The organism is Stenotrophomonas sp. YJH_SMC_14-1, from assembly GCF_059372275.1.
The window spans coordinates 35,273-52,914 of record NZ_JCAFVK010000014.1; the positions used below are offsets into that span (position 1 = coordinate 35,273).

General features: G+C 66.9%; 16 protein-coding genes. 9 read left to right on the top strand and 7 right to left on the bottom strand.

Going from position 1 to position 17,642, the window contains the following annotated elements; all coding sequences use genetic code 11:
- Entirely contained in the window at nucleotides 1-1,320 is a 1,320-nt protein-coding gene (locus AC5P9P_RS19775; RefSeq protein WP_495233048.1) for a TPM domain-containing protein, read from the top strand.
- 1 nt (nucleotide 1,321) lies between these two features.
- On the opposite strand, the gene AC5P9P_RS19780 is transcribed toward AC5P9P_RS19775, so the two are convergent.
- From AC5P9P_RS19780 to AC5P9P_RS19790, 3 genes are read right to left on the bottom strand one after another with little or no spacing between them, the layout of a single operon-like run.
- Nucleotides 1,322-1,993 carry a VOC family protein gene (locus tag AC5P9P_RS19780; protein WP_033833737.1) on the bottom strand — a complete coding sequence of 224 codons (672 nt, stop codon included), beginning with the start codon at nucleotides 1,991-1,993 and terminating at the stop codon, nucleotides 1,322-1,324.
- A 53-nt stretch (nucleotides 1,994-2,046) separates the two neighbouring features.
- Nucleotides 2,047-3,126 carry an alpha/beta hydrolase family protein gene (locus AC5P9P_RS19785; protein WP_111173043.1) on the bottom strand — a complete coding sequence of 360 codons (1,080 nt, stop codon included), beginning with the start codon at nucleotides 3,124-3,126 and terminating at the stop codon, nucleotides 2,047-2,049.
- A gap of 13 nt (nucleotides 3,127-3,139) precedes the next feature.
- A complete protein-coding gene (locus AC5P9P_RS19790) occupies nucleotides 3,140-3,967 on the bottom strand; it encodes an AraC family transcriptional regulator (RefSeq protein WP_495233049.1) in 828 nt (275 codons plus the stop codon).
- A 186-nt stretch (nucleotides 3,968-4,153) separates the two neighbouring features.
- Between AC5P9P_RS19790 and AC5P9P_RS19795 the strand changes: the two genes are divergently transcribed.
- The 3 genes from AC5P9P_RS19795 to AC5P9P_RS19805 all read left to right on the top strand — a co-directional run bounded on the left by AC5P9P_RS19795 (nucleotide 4,154) and on the right by AC5P9P_RS19805 (nucleotide 8,476).
- Entirely contained in the window at nucleotides 4,154-4,555 is a 402-nt protein-coding gene (locus AC5P9P_RS19795; protein WP_014648738.1) for a hypothetical protein, read from the top strand.
- A gap of 217 nt (nucleotides 4,556-4,772) precedes the next feature.
- Nucleotides 4,773-7,175 carry a TonB-dependent receptor plug domain-containing protein gene (locus AC5P9P_RS19800; protein ID WP_495233050.1) on the top strand — a complete coding sequence of 801 codons (2,403 nt, stop codon included), beginning with the start codon at nucleotides 4,773-4,775 and terminating at the stop codon, nucleotides 7,173-7,175.
- On the top strand, nucleotides 7,175-8,476 hold the full coding sequence (locus tag AC5P9P_RS19805) for an aminotransferase class V-fold PLP-dependent enzyme (RefSeq protein WP_495233051.1): 1,302 nt from the start codon (nucleotides 7,175-7,177) through the stop codon (nucleotides 8,474-8,476). Before AC5P9P_RS19800 ends, AC5P9P_RS19805 begins: the two co-directional genes overlap by 1 nt.
- A 420-nt stretch (nucleotides 8,477-8,896) precedes the next feature.
- Here the strand turns inward: AC5P9P_RS19805 and AC5P9P_RS19810 are convergent, their stop codons facing one another.
- Genes AC5P9P_RS19810 through AC5P9P_RS19825 form a run of 4 tightly spaced genes read right to left on the bottom strand, consistent with a single transcriptional unit; the run spans nucleotide 8,897 to nucleotide 12,769 of the window.
- The gene (locus AC5P9P_RS19810) at nucleotides 8,897-10,411 is read right to left on the bottom strand and encodes an aminotransferase-like domain-containing protein (RefSeq protein WP_495233052.1); all 1,515 of its coding nucleotides are present in this window, start codon (nucleotides 10,409-10,411) and stop codon (nucleotides 8,897-8,899) included.
- Between the two features lie 9 nt (nucleotides 10,412-10,420).
- A complete protein-coding gene (locus AC5P9P_RS19815; protein ID WP_049432240.1) occupies nucleotides 10,421-11,020 on the bottom strand; it encodes a DUF6436 domain-containing protein in 600 nt (199 codons plus the stop codon).
- Nucleotides 11,020-11,298 carry a hypothetical protein gene (locus tag AC5P9P_RS19820; protein ID WP_005414763.1) on the bottom strand — a complete coding sequence of 93 codons (279 nt, stop codon included), beginning with the start codon at nucleotides 11,296-11,298 and terminating at the stop codon, nucleotides 11,020-11,022. The genes AC5P9P_RS19815 and AC5P9P_RS19820 overlap by 1 nt, the downstream gene beginning before the upstream one ends.
- Before the next feature lie 55 nt (nucleotides 11,299-11,353).
- A complete protein-coding gene (locus AC5P9P_RS19825; protein WP_005414762.1) occupies nucleotides 11,354-12,769 on the bottom strand; it encodes an aminotransferase-like domain-containing protein in 1,416 nt (471 codons plus the stop codon).
- 183 nt (nucleotides 12,770-12,952) lie between these two features.
- On the opposite strand from AC5P9P_RS19825, the gene cyoA reads away from it, so the two are divergent.
- Genes cyoA through AC5P9P_RS19850 form a run of 5 tightly spaced genes read left to right on the top strand, consistent with a single transcriptional unit; the run spans nucleotide 12,953 to nucleotide 17,498 of the window.
- Nucleotides 12,953-13,858, top strand: coding sequence for a ubiquinol oxidase subunit II (cyoA, locus tag AC5P9P_RS19830; protein ID WP_111173038.1), 906 nt, complete (start codon nucleotides 12,953-12,955; stop codon nucleotides 13,856-13,858).
- A gap of 5 nt (nucleotides 13,859-13,863) precedes the next feature.
- Entirely contained in the window at nucleotides 13,864-15,840 is a 1,977-nt protein-coding gene (gene cyoB / locus AC5P9P_RS19835; protein WP_006474876.1) for a cytochrome o ubiquinol oxidase subunit I, read from the top strand.
- Nucleotides 15,837-16,472: a cytochrome o ubiquinol oxidase subunit III gene (gene cyoC / locus AC5P9P_RS19840; RefSeq protein ID WP_080281857.1), complete on the top strand. Its 636-nt coding sequence runs from the start codon at nucleotides 15,837-15,839 to the stop codon at nucleotides 16,470-16,472. Before cyoB ends, cyoC begins: the two co-directional genes overlap by 4 nt.
- Nucleotide 16,473: 1 nt before the next feature.
- Nucleotides 16,474-16,806: a cytochrome o ubiquinol oxidase subunit IV gene (gene cyoD / locus AC5P9P_RS19845; protein ID WP_495233053.1), complete on the top strand. Its 333-nt coding sequence runs from the start codon at nucleotides 16,474-16,476 to the stop codon at nucleotides 16,804-16,806.
- Nucleotides 16,807-16,817: 11 nt separating this feature from the next.
- Nucleotides 16,818-17,498, top strand: a complete 681-nt coding sequence (locus tag AC5P9P_RS19850; protein ID WP_353949781.1) for an SCO family protein — start codon at nucleotides 16,818-16,820, stop codon at nucleotides 17,496-17,498.
- The last annotated feature ends 144 nt before the right edge of the window (nucleotides 17,499-17,642 follow it).

The following is a 17,642-nucleotide window of genomic DNA, read 5'->3' on the forward strand; positions in this document are numbered from 1 at the left end:
ATGCTGCGCAGGATGACGTGCACCTGGGCCACGGCATGGCTGTTGATGCTGCTGTGCCTGTTGCCGAGGGTGGTGATGGCCGGTGCTGCAGTCCCTGCGCTGGATGATCCGGTGGTGGACGCCGCCAACGCACTTTCGGCGGATACCCGCGACAAACTGCGCACGCAGGCATTCCAGTTGCAGGCGCGCACCGGCGCGCAGCTGCAGGTGATGGTAGTCAACCATGTTGGCGACGAAGGCATCGAAGCTTACGCGCAGCGGATGTTCGACCAGTGGCAGCTGGGCCGCGAAGGCGTTGACGATGGCGTGCTGCTGCTTGTGGCCGTGCAGGACCGCCGTGTACGCATCCAGACCGGCTACGGCCTGGAGGGCGCGATACCCGATGCCTATGCCGCCCGCATCATCGACAAGGCGATCGTGCCGCGTTTCCGCGATGGCGACCTTGACCAGGGCGTGCTGGATGGAACGAAGATCATAGTGGCGCTGATGGATGGCGAGGACCTGCCGGCATCGGAAGCGCCATCGATGCGCAACGTGCTGCCGGCCGATTGGCGCAGCACGGACTCGGTGGTTGCACTGACGCTGCTGGCCGGCTTCCTTGCGGGTCTGTGGCGCTCGCCGCCCTCGGCGCAGGCGCACCCGGAGCGATTGCCGGCCTGGGCCCGCCCGCTGCTGGTGACGGCGGTGGTGGCCGCGGGCGTGCTGGCGGCGGCCATGTGGGCGCCACGCCAGGCACTGGCAGCGCTCTGCATCGTGTTGGCATTGTGCGTACCGGTGGCGAGCCTGCTTGGCTGGTGCTGGCGCCGTAGCCGCGGTGTGCGCGTGGCGCTGCTCGGCATGCTCGGGGTCAGTTCGGGGTTCTTCGTGGTGATGGTGGTGCGTGGCCAGTTGCCACCCAGTCTGGCCTTGCACACGTCGCTGGACCTGGCGGTAGGCATCATGGCCATGCTGGTGTTTTTCCTCGTACAGGCGTGCCGCGCGCGCTGGCACAAGGACCGCAGCAGCTTCGGGGTGAGGTGCGCAGTGCTGTTGCTGCTGACCGCTGGCTACGTGCTCTTCGCACTGCTGGCCATCGATCGCGCCGGCCCGGTTGCGCGCCTCGCCACGACGATCGGGTGGAGTGCCGGCACGCTCGTGCTGTACTTCACCTGGATCTTCACCATGCTGCCAGGTGAGAAGGCACGCGGTAGCCGCAGATCATCCGGCGGCCACCGCAGCGCGTCCATTTCGTCATCCAGCAGTTCGTCGTCGAGCAGCTCCAGCAGCTGGTCCGGAGGCGGCGGCCGCAGCGGCGGAGGCGGCGCGTCGGGCAGCTGGTAGATCAGGTCGCCTGCACACGCCAGCCGAGTGCAGCGTCCTCCACAACGCCCGGGCCGGCCACGTCGCCGACCTGCAGCAACAGCCCCTGCGCATTGGGCAGGTCCTTCTGCTCGGGGAACCAGCGCCGGTCCGCAGCAACCACGATCAGCAGGCCTTCGTCGTCGCCCATCGGCGCGAACTGCGGCGAAGGCGGGCTGATCGGTTGCAGGCCGAATCGCAGGCTGGACTGTTCGCGCACAGCATCGACATCGTGGCTGGGCAGGCCGACCTCGCTCAGGCAGGTCAGTTCGCTGCCGTGGAAGGCGCCCTGATGCGTACTGTCGGGCAAGCGGCGGCGGCCGATCAGTTCCAGGATCAAGCCATCGGGGCCAGTGAAGTACACCGACTGCGATTGCCAGCTGCTTTCCAGCGCGAAGTAATCCAGCCCTGCTGGATTGCGTTGCAGTGGCGTGCGTTCGCGCAGCCAGGTCATTGCCTCGCCGAAGCGGTTGTCCGGTACGTTGAAGGCCAGGTGCACGCCTCCGAGCGGACGTCCTTCAGCGGGCTGCAGTTCGATCGTGCTCCAGCCGATGTGCACATGGGGGCCGATCACGCGTTGCTGCAGGACATCGTGAAAATACGCAGCGACGGCGCCGACATCGGAGACCGGCAGGGTGAGGTGCAGCAGGCGCATGATCGTTCTCCGTGGACGCGATCACTGTAGCGCCGGGCCGCATCCGGCGGCCACTAGCGCAGTGCGTCGGCGAAGAATCGCGTGGCTGCATCCACCGCCTGCCGGTGGGTTTTCGTCCTGGGAACCGCAGTGCTGCAGAGCTCGGGCAGCCTCTGCCCGCCGACAACGGTACAGGCCGCCAGGAAGTCGTAGTGACCCACGTCCGGCAGGCGTTGCAGCGTTGCGCGCGGAATCTGCGCCTGTGCGGCCTCACCATTGGTCTCCGGTGGCGCGACGGTGTCTGCGGCCCCCAACATGATCGATACCGGCTGCCGCAACGCGGACAGCTGCGCGGGCGCGAACGCCTGCACGATGGCGGGTGCCAGCAGGAACACGGCACGCACGCCGGGAATCGCGCGCTGTGCGTCAGCCTCGGCGATCCAGGGGGCAAGCGCGGGCGAAGCCGCAGCGGCCCGGCGCGCCTGCATCGTGTGCGTGGCCGCCTCCTGTTGCGGTTGGCAGACGCCGTCATCCGGGTGCGCGGTGCAGAAGGCCAGCAGTCGCTGCAGGCTGGGCCGTGCACCGGCTGCCAGCAGCGCGGTGTAGCCACCGGCCGAGAAGCCGACCACGCCCAGCCGTTCTGGATCGACATGCGGGCCGAGGATCGGATCGGCCTGCACGGCGGCCAGCGCAGCGCGCAGATCATCCGCGCGCAGCCAGCTCAGCATGCTGCCGGCCAGCGTCATCTCGTCGGCACCGTTGTTGCCGGGATGATCGACCGCGATCACCAGATAACCGTTCCGCGCCAGCGCCGTGCCCAGCCAGCCCATCATGCGTGCGCTGCCGCCGTTACCGTGCGACAGCAGCAGCGTCGGCAGGCGAGCCCCCGCGACGGGAGCATCCACCGCTGCGCGTCCAACCTCGAACAGCGGTGCGTCGGGCGGGCCGATGGTCAGGGCGGTTTCCCGGCTGCCGGCCAGCGCTGGGTACCAGACCGTGTAGCGCAGCGCGTCGTGGTGCTGCGCATCGCGTACAGCCGCGCTGGCCACCATGGTGGCGCCGTGGCGCTCGCCGGCCGCCTGCGTCTCGCTGCCCTCGGCGATGGCAGTGGAGACCATGAGGATCATTCCCAGCACAGCGGCCATCATGCGCATCTTCAGTTCCTTGTCAGTTGGGACGTTCGTCGACTGGCAGCCAGATCTCCACGCCGCCGTTGCCGGTGTGCTCGTCGAAGCGGGTGTCGTAGCGCTCCAGATCGGGTGCATTGGCCAGGCTGAGGCCGGAGCCGGGCAGGTAATGGTCCAGCAGCCAGAACCAGGTCGAGCGGATGGCCGAGATGTGCCCGCCGTGCCAGGCCACAAGATAGCGGCGCGCCGGCACGTCCACCCGTTGCCAGTGCGCCGGCACGGTCGGCAGCGCGCTGGCGGGCAGTGCGGCAATGTAATCGAAGCCGCCATCGTCGTCGCTGTTGCAGCACGCACCGAAGCTGATTGGAGCGGCCGTCGGCCATTCGCGGTTGAGCTGCGCCCATTGGCCGGGAATTGCACCGCCACTGTCGCGGGTATGCCGCATGCCGATGCCCGCCAGCTGGAAAGCGGGCGTGTCGAGCAGTCGCGGCGCCTCACCGCAGGGCGCCGGCGCATCGTCCACGCGGATCGCCTGTACCAGCGCGAGGCCATCGGTGCCCTGTTCGCGTACCCGTTCCGGCGTCTGCCCGAACTGTTCGTTGAAGGCGCGGGTGAACGCTGCATGGGTGGTGTAGCCCGCACCCAGTGCCACCTGCAGGATGTCGCCTGCGCCGGCGGCCAGCCGCTGCGCGGCCGCGGTCAGGCGCCGTCCGCGCAGGTAGCGCACCACCGAGGTGCCGGTGCGGGCCTGGAACAGGCGTGACAGATGGAACGGCGACAGCCCCGCTGCGGCGGCGATATCGGCCAGCGCCAAGGGCTGGTCCGCATGGGTTTCGATGTACCACAACGCCTTGCCTGCCGCGCTCATCCTGCCGTTCCCCGCATCCAATGCCGGCACAGTAGCGGATCGGCAGGCGCGGCGTTTAGCAGTTCTTGCGCTGCCGGGGCTTTGCGTCTGCCTGCGTACCGGCAACAATGCGTGCTTCATGGACGTGATGAGGGGCAGGGAGATGCGATCGACGACGTGGGATGCCAGGCCAGCGGAGCCCGGCCGATGATCGAGATGATCGAAATGCTGCTTGCCCTCTGGGTACTTCCCAGTCTGTTGACCCTGGCGCTGATGCTGCTGATGTTGTTCGGCGCGCCACGCTGGCGTGGCAATCCCTGGGTGTACCGTGTCGGCTTCGCGTTGCTGGGCGGCTTTCTGACACCGACGTTGTTGGGGGCCGGTCACGGTGGGTTGCCGTGCGCGACTATCGGCGGGCTGGTGATGATACTGACGCAGCTGCAATGGATCGGCGATCTGCAGGTCGACTTCATGGGGATCGGGATTCGCAACAGGGGCATCTGGATCATGTCCACCCCCGCCTTGGTGGTGTTCGCCGCCATGATGTTCGTTCCGCTGCGAACGGCACGGCCGGCCCGTTTCGGCTTTGGCGACGACGCCAACGGCTAGCCGCAGTGTGCGGGGATGGGGCGTGGGTCTTCATTGCCACCCATGCATGGCGTGGATCTACGGATGAGCCCTGGCAGGGGCCAACCTTGGTTGGCGCATCAAGCTGTCGTACTGACGTCATGCCTCCTTCACACATCGCGCCGAGACTGCGCGCCTTGTCCAGGCCTGTTGTGTGCGCACAGGTGCTGGCCCTGTCGCGTCCTCCCGGAGCCCTGCCGTGCATCGTTCGAAGCTTTCGCGTTCCATCCTCCTTGCCCTTTCCATGGCCAGCGCAGGAGGCGCGATCGCAGCGGAAGCCGATGCGGTCGATGCCGCCGGCGGCAGCCGCGCCGCGCCCACCCAGCTCGACGCGATGCTGGTCACCGGTACCCGCGCGTCCAACCGCACCCAGTTCGAAACGCTGGCGCCGGTGGACGTGTTCAGCAAGGAAGACATCACGTCCGTCGAATCCACCGACCTGAAGGACGTGCTGGCCCAGCTGGTGCCGTCGTTCGTGGTGCAGCGCCTGCCGATGGCGGACGGCCAGGTGTTCGTGCGTCCGGCCACGCTGCGTGGCCTGTCGCCGGACCAGACCCTGGTGCTGGTCAACGGTCGCCGCTTCCATCGCAGCGCGCTGCTCGGCAACCGCGGTGCGCAGGCGGCTGATCTGGCACAGATTCCCACCAGCGCGATCAAGCGCATCGAGGTGCTGCGTGATGGCGCGTCGGCGCAGTACGGCTCGGATGCCATCGCCGGTGTCATCAACATCATCCTCGAAGAGGGGCCCGGCACCGAGATCACCGCCGGCTATTCGCAGTACGCGCAGGGCGACGGTGCCTCGCGCGATTTCAGTGCGCGCACCGGCTGGTCGCTGGGCGACTATGGCAGCCTGGTGCTGTTCGCCGAATCGTCCAACTCAGACGCCACCTCGCGCACGCGCCAGCGCCCGGATGCGATCGCCTTCCAGGCTGCACATCCGGAGCTGGACGTGCCCAATCCGGTGCAGCGCTGGGGCCAGCCGGAACTGGAAAGCCGCCGCGTCGGCTTCAACGTGAAGGCCCATACCAACGACACGCTGGAGCTGTATGCGTTCGGCCTGTACAGCCACAGCGATGGTGTCAGCGATTTCAACTGGCGCAACCCGGACACCACCACCGGCGCCTACCGCACCACCGCCATCTTCCCGGGCTGGGACCTGCGTTCGTTGTACCCGGTGGGCTTCAGCCCGCAGTACGGCAACGTCCAGAACGACCTGCAGCTGGTCGGTGGCCTGCGCGGCGAGATCACGCCGAAGCTGCGCTGGGATGTCAGCGCCTCGTATGGCCGCAACGCCATCGACTACAGCTTGAAGAACTCGATCAATGCCTCGCTCGGCCCGGCCAGCCCGACCGCGTTCGATCTTGGCCGCCTGACCCAGACCGAGAAGAACGCCAACGCCGACTTCAACTACGAGTGGGACGTGGCCGCGCTGTCCCAGCCGGTCAACGTCGCCTTCGGTGGCGAGTTCCGCCAGGAGACCTACCAGGTGCGTGCCGGCGACCCGGCCTCGTACGCGGTGGGTCCGGGCGCTGCGGCGGGCCTGGAGGCCAATTCCAATGGCGCCCCCGGCTTCTCGGCCAGCCAGGCCGGGCAGTGGAGCCAGCGCAGCAAGGCCGCCTACGTGGACATGGAAGTACCGCTGGGCGAGCGCTGGAGCATCGGTGCAGCCGGCCGCTACGAGGACTTCTCCAGCTTCGGCAGCACGCTGGACGGCAAGCTCTCGGCGCGCTTCGCGATCACCCCGGACGTAGCCCTGCGCGGTACCGTGTCCAGCGGCTTCCGTGCGCCGACGCCGGCGCAGCTCAATACCACCAGCACCACCCAGGGGTTGGATACGCGCACGCTTCAGATCTTCACCAGTGGCCGTCTGTCGCCGAACGATCCGCTGGCGCAGCTGCTCGGCGCCAGGCCGCTGAAGCCGGAACAATCGCGTACCGCGTCGCTGGGCCTGACCTGGCGCACCGACCTGGGCCTGTCCGGCTCGGTGGATGTCTACCAGATCAAGCTCAGCGACCGCTTCAGCCAGTCGGCCAGTTTCGCCATTCCGGCCGGTACGCCCAATCCGCTGGGCTATACCTCGGTGAACTACTTCACCAACGACTTCGACACCACCACCACCGGCGTGGACGTGGTTGGCAACTACCTGCGCGACCTCGGCGCCGGCCGCATGACGCTGACCCTGGCCTACAACTACAACCGTACACGCGTGGACAACGGCAGCACCTCGGTGGCCACCAATGAGACCCAGCGCGTGCTGTTCGAAGATCGCCTGCCCGAGCACAAGGGAAGTCTGACCAGCAGCTGGGACATCGGTGCCTGGTCGCTGATGGCGCGCATGCGCTACTACGGCGCCTGGACCGATTCCAGCGGCAACGCGGTGGGCGACATCTACCAGCGCTTCGGTGAGATGAGCTTCCTCGACCTGGCCGTGGGCTATCGCATCAACGAGCACCACAGCCTGCGCGTGGGCGCCGACAATGTGTTCGATCGCTACCCGGATGAGGCCACGTTCCAGGCCAGCCGTGGCCTGGTCTACTCGCGCAACGCGCCGTACGACACCGACGGTGCCAACCTGTACGCGCAGTACCGGCTGACCTTCTGATGGACGCTCGTCGTCGTTCCCTGCTGCGCGCCGGCACACTGCTGCCGGCCGCAGCTGCACTGTCTTCACTGCCTGCCAGCGCCGCTGCGCGTTACGCTTCGCCGATGGAGATTCCCTCGACGACCGTGGCGCCGGACGTGCTGGCCCTCGATGAAGGCTACTGGGCCGCCGTGGCCAGCCACTTCGACATCACCGATGAAGTGAACCACCTGGAGAACGGCTACTGGGGCGCGATGGGTCGCGAGACGCTGGCCAGCTACCAGCGCCACACCACTGAAGTGAACCGTGGCAACGCCTGGTATGGGCGCCGCGCGTTTCCGGCGCAATACATGGCGGTGCAGCGAGAGGTAGCCGAACTGCTGGGTGTGGGTGCTGATGAGATCGCACTGACGCGGGGGGCCACCGAGGCGATGCTGGCGCTGATCGGTGGCTACAACCGCCTGCAGCCCGGCGACCAGGTGTTGTATGCCGACATCGACTACGACAGCATGATCGGCGCGATGCGCTGGCTGCAGCAGCGTCGCGGCGTGCAGGTCGAGCGTATCGCGCTACCGGCCGTGCCCGACCACGCGCAGATCCTGCAGGCCTACGAGGCCGCGTTCGCGCGGTTGCCGCGCCTGAAACTGGTGCTGCTGACCCAGGTCAGCCATCGCCATGGGCTGGTGCTGCCGGTGGCCGAGATCGCCGAGCGTGCGCGGGCACGCGGTATCGATGTGATCGTTGATGCTGCCCATGGTTTCGGTCAGATCGACTACGCCGTGCCGGATCTGAAGGCTGACTTCGTGGGCATCAATCTGCACAAATGGATCGGCGCGCCGGTCGGCGTCGGCGCGATGTACGTGCGCAAGGGGCGCGTGGCGGACCTGGACCCGTACATGGGCGAGACCGATGATGGCCGTGTCGGCAGCCGCGTGCACACCGGTACGGTCAACTTCGCCGCCTACCTGGCACTGCCGGAGGCGATTGCCCTGCATCAGCGCGTAGGTGTGGCCAACAAGCAGGCGCGGCTGCGCTACCTGCGCGAGCGCTGGACCGTGCCAGCGCGGAAGATGGCGCACATCGAAGTGCTGTCTTCGCCGAACCCGGCGCTGGCCAGTGCGCTGGCCAGCTTCCGCCTGCGCGGGCGCACCAGCGTGGCTGACAACATGGCTCTGCAGAAGCGACTTCTGGATGAGCATCGGATTTTCACCACGTATCGCGATGGCCTGGAATCGGGTGCCTGTGTACGCGTGACGCCATCAGTGTTCACGCGGCCGGAGCAGATGGATGCGCTGGTGAAGGCCCTCTCCGCCTTGGCCTGACCCTGCTTTGGTGGGTGCCAACCTTGGTTGGCACATTCCAACCGTGCCGGGGAATCTTCCGCCGGCCAGCGGCCGGCGCTACCGGTCGGGTGGGTGCCGACTGTTGGTCGGCACATCCCATTCCACGATCTACCTCCGATCTGGTGGGTGCCAACCTTGGTTGGCACATTCCAACCGTGCCGGGGAATCTTCTGCCGGCCAGCGGCCGGCACTACCGGTCGGGTGGGTGCCGACCGTTGGTTGGCACATTCCAACCGTGCCGGGGAATCTTCCGCCGGCCAGCGGCCGGCACTACCGGTCGGGTGGGTGCCAACCTTGGTTGGCACATTCCAACCATGCTGAGGAGTCTTCCGCCGGCCAGCGGCCGGCACTACCGGTCGGGTGGGTGCCGACCGTTGGTCGGCACATCCCATTCCAGGGCTACCGCTCGATCGCCGGCAACGCATCGGACAACAACAACCGATCAATCCGTCGCAGCGCACTCTCCAGCTGTCGGCGGTCCGCCGCCAACCCCAGCGACAGCCGCACGCCGCTCTGGTGCGAGACCCCTGGCGGACAGAACGCCGATGACGGTGCAGTCGCCAGCCCCTGCAGCTGCGCGGTACGCACCAGGGTCGCATCGGTCCACGGCGCCGGCACCCGGCACCAGGCATGCAGGCCTTCCGCGCGCTGCAGCAGCGATGGCGCCAGCAGGTAGCGCGCCATGCGCATGCGCTCGCGTGCCTCGGTGCGCACCTGGGCCAGCAGTGACTGCGCCGAACCATCAAGCAGCAGCTGGCTGGCCAACGCCGAGACCAGCGGATGACCCATCAGCCGCGTCGCCCGCAGTGCAGCCGTCATCGCCTCGGCATGCGCCGCGCTCGGGCAGCGCACGAAGGCGGTGCGCAGGCCGGGGCTGATCACCTTCGACAGCGTCGCCACGTAGAACACATGACGCGGTGCCAGTGCCGCCAGCGGTGTAGGTGCATCCTCGGCGAGGTGCCAGTAAGGATCGTCTTCGATCGCCAGCAGGCCCTCGCGCTCCAGCACGCGTGCCAGCGCTTCGCGCCGCTGCAGCGGCAGGGTCAGCGCGGTCGGGTTCTGGCAGGTGGGATTGAGATAGACCAACCGCGCGCCGCTTTCGCGTGCCAGCCGGGCCAGCGCATCGGGGCACATGCCGTGTTCGTCGCTGTCCACTGGCAGCAGCCGTCGGCCCAGTGCAGCGGCGGCCTGCAGCAGGCCCGGATAGACCAGCGCATCGCAGAGGATCGCATCATCGTCGCGGCCCTGGCTGACCAGGATCGCGGCCAGCGCCACCTGGGCGCCTTCGGTCAGCAGCAGGCAGGCGTCGTCCACTTTTCCCAGCATCGGTTGCAGCCAACGCGCCGCTGCGTGGCGGTCGGTCGGGTTGCCGCCGCCCAGGTGATAGGTCATCAGGTTGGGCGCGTTGCTGCGTGCAAGCACGGCGGCGGCACCGCGGCGCAGGGTCTCGGCCAGCGCATCGGCGTCGGGCACCGGCGGCACGTTCATGCTCAGGTCCACGACCTGGTCGAAGCCGGCCTTGGGCGGTGCGATGAAACTGCCTTGTGGCCCGCGTGCTTCGATCAGGCCGCGCTTGCGTGCTTCATCGAAGGCGCGGGTGACCGTGGTCAGGTCGATGCCGAGCTGCTGCGCCAACGCGCGCTGCGAGGGCAGGCGCTGTCCGGGTGCGAGGCCGCCACGGCGCACCGTGCGTTCCAGCGAATTGACGATGCGCAGGTAGATCGGCCCGTTGTGCGCGAGCACGTCCTGCACCCATTCGCGCGCTGCGACATCCGGTCGCGGCATGTACGGAGCATGTCGGGGCGTATCGTTGCTTCCAACGGCGGGAGCCTGTCCATAACCATCGGTCGGTTCGGACAGGTGACCGCCGTTGTTGTTTGCGGCGGCCGCACCGGCCAGCGTCAGTGATGTCATTGCGCGTCCTCAGCGCTTGGCCTGCCAGGGGCAGTAGCAGCCCACGGCAAGCAGTCCTTTCGGGCGCACGGTTTCGCCGCGCACCAGTCTGTCCAGCAGCGGTTCGACAAAGCTGTTGGCCGAGTTGCAGACCATGCCGATGCTGTACGGCCCCGCATAGGCGAGGTGGCCCTGGCGATTCCAGATGGCTACGGCGGGGCTGGCCGGGATGTGTTCGATGCCATCAATGGTCGGCAGGTTGATCACCTTGTTGCGCAGCGGCTCGGGCAGCTCGCCCTGCGTACCCGGGCGGCGGATCGCATAGAAGTCGATGCCGGCGCGGCGGTACATGCTGATCAGGTAGCTCAGGTGCGCACCGGTCTCGCGGTTGCAGACCGCACATGCCGGGTCCCAGAAATGCACCACGCGGATGCGGCCGGTATCACCGGCCAGATCGGCTGGCAGGCGCAGTTGCGAGTCGTCGAAGACGATGGCCTGTTCGGTGAACGTGGATTGCGCGCTGTAGCCGAAGTACTGCCACAGTGCAGCCGCCACGCCAGCCATGAACAGGCAGGCGAGGGCGATCATCGTCGGCAGCAGCCAGCGGCGACGCGGCGCGGCTGCGCCCATCAGGAGTCTTCCCGGCCGAACTTGTGCACGTACTGCTTGCGCATCTCGCGGCAGGAATCGGCCTGCGCGCGGCGCTGGATCTCGCTACGCGACGGATCCTCGCTGCGCTGCACGCACTGCTCGATGGCGTGGCGTTCGGCGGCCTGCACGTCCACGGTCTGCGGCTGCAGGCAGACCCAGGCCAGCGCGGCCAGCATCAACACCACAAAGCCACCGCAGCCGGCCATCACCAGGTGGAACTTCAGTTTCTCGGCGCGCATCGATGCACGTCCCTTCATCCATACATTGCATACAAAATATCATCTTGTATGGATGAAGCGCCATGCACCCGGTTCAGACGATGGCGTTGTGCCGGGCCTCGGGGGCTTCGGACAGGATCTCGTTCAGCTTGGCCAGCGCCCCGGCCAGCGCGCCCTGGTCGACCGCGCCGCCCAGCGACAGGCGGATCGCGTTGCCCGGCGGCGGCTCTTCCACGCTGAAGGCATCCGAGCTGGCGATGCCCAGGCCCTGTTCCTGTGCGGCCTGGATCAACCGGTACTGGTCCAGCCGTGGCGGCAGCGGCAGCCACACATGCAGGCCGGCCGGATGCGCCTGGGCGCGGGGCGGCAGGAACTGCGCGGCAATCGCCTGGCGCTCGCGCAGTTCCTGCTGGAAGCGCTGCACCATGTCCCGGGCCTGGCCGCTGCGGATCCACTGCGACGCCACCGCCACCATCGACTGGGTCGGCATCAGTGCGATCGCACGCAGGGCGTCCAGCACCGGTTCCATCGGCTCGCCGGCCGGCACCACCAGATAGGCGGTGCGCAGGCCCGGGGCCAGGCACTTGGACAGGGTGGAGATGTAATACACCGGGCAGCCGGCGTCGCGGTGGGCGGCCAGCGGTGGCGCGGCGTCACCGGCCAGCAACCAGTAGGGATCGTCTTCGATCACGGTCAGATCGTGGCGCTCCGCCACCGCCAGCAGGGCCTGCCGGCGCTGCGCCGACATCGTTGCCGTGGTCGGGTTCTGGATGGTCGGCACCAGGTACAGCAGGCGCGGGCGACGTAGCTGGCAGGCCTCCTCCAGCGCGCCCGGCAGCATGCCCTCGGCGTCCATCGCCACCGGCACCACGCCCCGCTGCAGCACGCGCGCGGCGGCCAGCAGGCCCGGGTAGGTCAGCTGCTCAGCGGCGATCAGCTCGCCCGGCTGGGTGCGGGCCAGGATCAGCGCGCACAGCGCGGTCTGCGCGCCCGGGCAAATCACCACCTGGTCGGCGCCGACCGTGCCCAGCATTGGCGCCAGCCACTGCACCGCGGCGGCGCGGTCCTCACGGGTGCCGGCGCCGACGTGATAGCTCATCAGTTCGCCCTGGCCCAGCTGCTGGCCCACGTGCTGGAAGCCGGCCTCCATGCCCTGTGCGAACGGCGCGCTGCCCAGCAGCGGCGGGATGTTCATGCTCAGGTCCACCGAGGTGCTGCGGTTGCCGGCCGACAGCGCGATGAAGGTGCCGCCGGCGCCCTGCGCGTCGAGCAGGCCGGCCTGGCGCAGCTCGGCGAAGGCGCGGGTGACCGTGGTCAGGTCCACGCCCACCTGCTGGGCCAGGTCGCGCTGCGGCGGCAGGCGGTCGCCCGGGCGCAGCACGCCGTCATCCACCGCCTCGCGCACCTGCTGGGCAATCTGCAGGTACAGCGGGCCGGCGCCCTCGCGGAAGGGGCGAACCCAGGTGCGATTGGGGTGTTTCAGGCGGCGGCCGGCGGCAGGTGGCGTCATCGATCAGTTTTTTCCATACGTGCAGATGCACAAGTCCATACAATGATGTATCTTGTATGGGCTTGATTGGAGTGGTTCGCCTGCTTGTAGGCGACCTCGTACCCACAGTGTAGCCGCTCCACGCCCGGGCGCTGCGCGCAGGCGAGCCGGTCAAGCACGCTTCTTCAACAGGGTTGACCTCCAATGAATATCTGCTGGAACCGCATCCGCCTGGCGCTGGTCGCCCTGGCCTGCGTCGGCCTGTCGGGCTGTGACTGGGTGCTGCTGGATTCGAAGGGCATGGTCGGGCTCGCCCAGCGCGACCTGATCCTGATCTGCATCGGCCTGATGCTGATCGTGGTGATACCGGCCATTGTGCTGACCTTCGTATTCGCCTGGCGCTTCCGCGCTGGCAACACCAAGGCGAAATACACGCCGGACTGGTCGCACTCCACCAAAGTGGAGATCGTGGTCTGGGGCGTGCCGCTGATCATCATCGCGGTGCTGGCGGTGATCGTGTGGAAGTCGACCCACGAGCTGGACCCGTACAAGCCGCTGGACGTGGCCGGTGAGCCGCTGCACGTGGACGTGATCGCCACCGACTGGAAGTGGGTGTTCGTGTACCCGGACCTGGGCATCGCCACGGTCAACCAGCTCAACTTCCCGGCCAACCGCCCGCTGGCGTTCAACATCACCTCCAACTCGACGATGAATACCTTTTTCATCCCGCAGCTGGGAGGGCAGATCTACGCGATGGCCGGCATGCGCACGCAGCTGCACCTGATCGCCAACGAGCCCGGCCAGTTCCGTGGCATGTCCGGCAACTACAGCGGGCATGGCTTCTCGAACATGAAGTTCATCGCCACCGCCAGCAGCAACGAAGACTTCGAGCGCTGGGTGGCCGAGGTGCGCAGCGCGCCGGACGCGCTCAGCTTCACGCAGTTCAAGGCGCTGGCCGCACCGTCGAAGAACGTACCGGTGCAGCACTTCTCCAGTGTTGAACCGCTGCTGTTCAAGAAGGTCATCGACCAGTTCATCGGCGTCGGTGAGAACACCGCTGCTGCTACCCCGGCGGGCGCTGCCGGCGGTGCCCAGGTTTCCCAGGAGTAACGAACATGTTGGGTAAATTGACGTGGGAGGCCGTGCCACTGCACGAGCCGATCGTCGTGGTCACATTGGCGGCCATGGTGCTGGGCGGCCTCGCGCTGCTCGGCGCGGTGACGTACTTCAAGCTGTGGGGTCCGCTCTGGCGTGACTGGTTCACCACCGTCGACCACAAGAAGATCGGCATCATGTACGTGGTGGTGGCGCTGGTCATGCTGGTGCGTGGCTTTGCCGATGCGCTGATGATGCGCGCGCAGCTGGCGGCGGCCGGGCCGGGCAGTGACGGCTTCCTGCCACCGGAGCACTACGACCAGATCTTCACCGCGCACGGCGTGATCATGATCTTCTTCGTGGCCACCCCGTTCGTGGTCGGCCTGATGAACATCATCGTGCCGCTGCAGATCGGTGCGCGCGACATGGCGTTCCCGTTCCTCAACGCCTTCAGCTTCTGGATCTTCGTGGTCGGCGCAGCGTTGATGATGATCTCGTTGGGCGTTGGCGAATTCGCCATGACCGGTTGGGTCGCCTATCCGCCGCTGTCGGGCATCGAGTTCAGTCCAGGCGTGGGTGTCGACTACTACATCTGGGCATTGCAGGCCTCCGGCATCGGCACGCTGCTGACCGGCGTCAACCTGTTCATCACCATCCTGCGCATGCGTGCGCCGGGCATGACCCTGATGAAGATGCCGGTGTTCACCTGGACCGTGCTGGTCACCAGCGTGATCATCATCGCCGCCTTCCCGATCCTGACCGTGGCGCTGGGCGCGCTCACCCTGGACCGCTACTTGGACTTCAATTTCTACACCAACACGTTGGGTGGCAACCCGATGATGTACGTGAACCTGGTGTGGGCCTGGGGCCATCCGGAGGTGTACATCCTGGTGCTGCCGGCGTTCGGCATCTTCTCTGAAGTGACTGCCACGTTCGCGCGCAAGAAGCTGTTCGGCTACAAGTCGATGGTCGGCGCCACGCTAGCGATCGGCATCCTGTCGTTCATCGTCTGGCTGCACCACTTCTTCACCATGGGTTCCGGTGCCAGCGTCAACGCCTTCTTCGGCATCATGACGATGATCATCGCCATTCCCACCGGCGTGAAGATCTTCACCTGGCTGTTCACCATGTATGGCGGCCGCGTCGAGTTCAGTGTGCCGATGCTGTGGACCATCGCCTTCCTGGTCACCTTCACCATCGGTGGCATGACCGGCGTGCTGCTGGCCATCCCGGGTGCGGACTTCCTGCTGCACAACAGCCTGTTCCTGGTCGCGCACTTCCACAACACCATCATCGGCGGCGCGCTGTTCGGCTACCTGGCCGGCTTCGCCTACTGGTTCCCGAAGGTGTTCGGCTTCACCCTCAACGAGCGCCTGGGCAAGTGGTCGTTCGCGTGCTGGGTGATCGGCTTCTACCTGGCCTTCATGCCGCTGTACATGCTGGGCTTCATGGGCATGACCCGCCGCATGAACCAGTACGACAACCCGGCGTGGACGCCGTACCTGATCGCCGCCTTCATCGGTGCGCTGTTCGTGTTCGCGGGCATCATCCTGATGCTGGTGCAGATCTACGTGAGCGTGCGTGACCGCAAGCGCAACCTGGACCTGACCGGCGACCCGTGGAATGCACGCACGCTGGAATGGGCCACGCCGTCGCCGCCGCCGTTCTACAACTTCGCTGTGGTGCCCAAGGCCGATGAGCTGGACGCCTTCCACGAAGCGAAGAAGCGCGGCCTGCCGCCGCCGCCGAAGAAGTACGCACCGATCCACATGCCGAAGAACACCGGCGTACCACTGATCCTCAACATCTGGATCCTGGTGCTGTGCTTCGCCCTGGTCTGGCACATCTGGTGGATGGCCGCGGCCAGCTTCATCGCGATGATCGTCACCCTGATCGTGCGGTCCTACGACGAGGACGTGGACTACTACGTCAGTTCCGAAGAGGTGGCGCGCACCGAAGCGGCCAACCTTGCCAAGCTGAAGGAGGTACGCGCATGAACCTGTTGACCCGCCCCGAGCTGGCCAGCGACACGCAGGCACACGAGGACCACCACGAACACGACCATGGCCACGAACAGGGCGGCATGAAGGTGTTCGGCATGTGGGTCTACCTCATGTCCGACCTGGTGCTGTTCGGTTCGCTGTTCGCCTCGTACGCGGTGCTCAGCACCGCCTACGCCGGTGGCCCCACCGGCAAGGACCTGTTCTCGCTGCCGTTCGTGATGGCCGAGACCTTCCTGCTGCTGGTCTCCAGCATCACCTACGGCCAGGCCGTACTGGCGATGCACCGCCACGACACCTCGGCGGTGCTGCGCTGGCTGGGCGTGACCTTCGTGCTCGGCGCCTCGTTCATCGGCATGGAGATCTACGAGTTCTCGCACCTGATCCACGAAGGCGCAGGCCCGAGCACCAGTGCCTACCTGTCGGCGTTCTTCGCGCTGGTCGCCACCCACGGCCTGCACGTCGCCAGCGGCCTGATCTGGATGGCGGTGGTCATGCACCAGGTCTACCGCCGTGGCCTGACCCCGACCAACATCACCCGTGTGTCGTGCCTGAGCCTGTTCTGGCACTTCCTGGACCTGGTGTGGATCTGCGTCTTCACCTTCGTCTACCTGATCGGAGCCTTCTGACATGGCCCACGTCGAAACTTCGCGCGCCGGCAATGCGCACGGCTCCACCAAGTCCTACCTGATCGGCTTCGTGCTGTGCGCGCTGCTGACCGTGGTGCCGTTCGCACTGGTGATGAACCCGGTGCTGTCGCGGCCGCTCACGCTGTTCCTGCTGGTCGGCTTCGCGGTGGCGCAGATCCTGGTGCAGCTGATCTATTTCCTGCACATGGACCGCAAGTCCGAAGGCGGCTGGAACCTGGCCAGCTTCGTGTTCACCCTGGTGATCCTGTTCATCATCGTCGCGCTGTCGGTGTGGATCATCTGGAGCATGCACTACCACATGATGATCAACTGAGCCTGCGAACCGTGAAAGGCATCGCGTTCCCCCAATGTGGCCTGCGGCTGGCCGCAGGCCTGCTGCTCGGCCTGCTGGCCGGCTGCAGTGCGCAGTCGCGCATGGACTTCTACTCCAAGGACATCGCCTGCGAAGAACTGGGCCAGCAGTGGTCGATGCCCGACAGCCACGGCACCGTGCGTGGCCCGAAGGACCTGCAGGGGCAGGTGACCTATCTGTTCTTCGGCTTCACCAGCTGCCCGGACGTGTGCCCGACCACGATGGTCGAGCTGGGCCAGGTCAAGCACCTGATGGGCAAGGATGCCGATCAGCTGCAGGTAGTGTTCGTCAGCGTCGACCCGGCCCGCGACACGCCCGAGGTCGCGCGCACCTATGTGGAAGCGTTCGACCCTAATGCAATCGCGCTGGTCGGCAACGAAGCACAGCTGGCGGCGATGGCCAGCGACTTCAAGGCGTTCTACGAGAAGGAGCCCGGCCAGGTACCGGATACCTACACCATGAGCCACATTGCCGGTGGCTACGTGTTCGACCGCCAGGGCCGCCTGCGCCTGTTCGCGCCCTATGGCATGCCGGTGGACAAGCTGTTTTCCGACGTGCAGCGCCTGCTGCTGGAGCCCGCTCATCCCGCCGCCGGCAACGACGCACTGGCCAGCTGCAGCCGCAAGCACAGCGACACACTCGCCGCCCGGTAATCCCAGGCCATGCGCGGCTGATGCCGGCTGTTCGTCGCGCCCGCTGCCCCGGTAGGTGTCGACCTTGGTCGACACGTGGGTGCCGACCGTTGGCCGGCACACCCCCACACCAATCCCCGGCCGGCCAGGAGAGCCAGCCGGCCG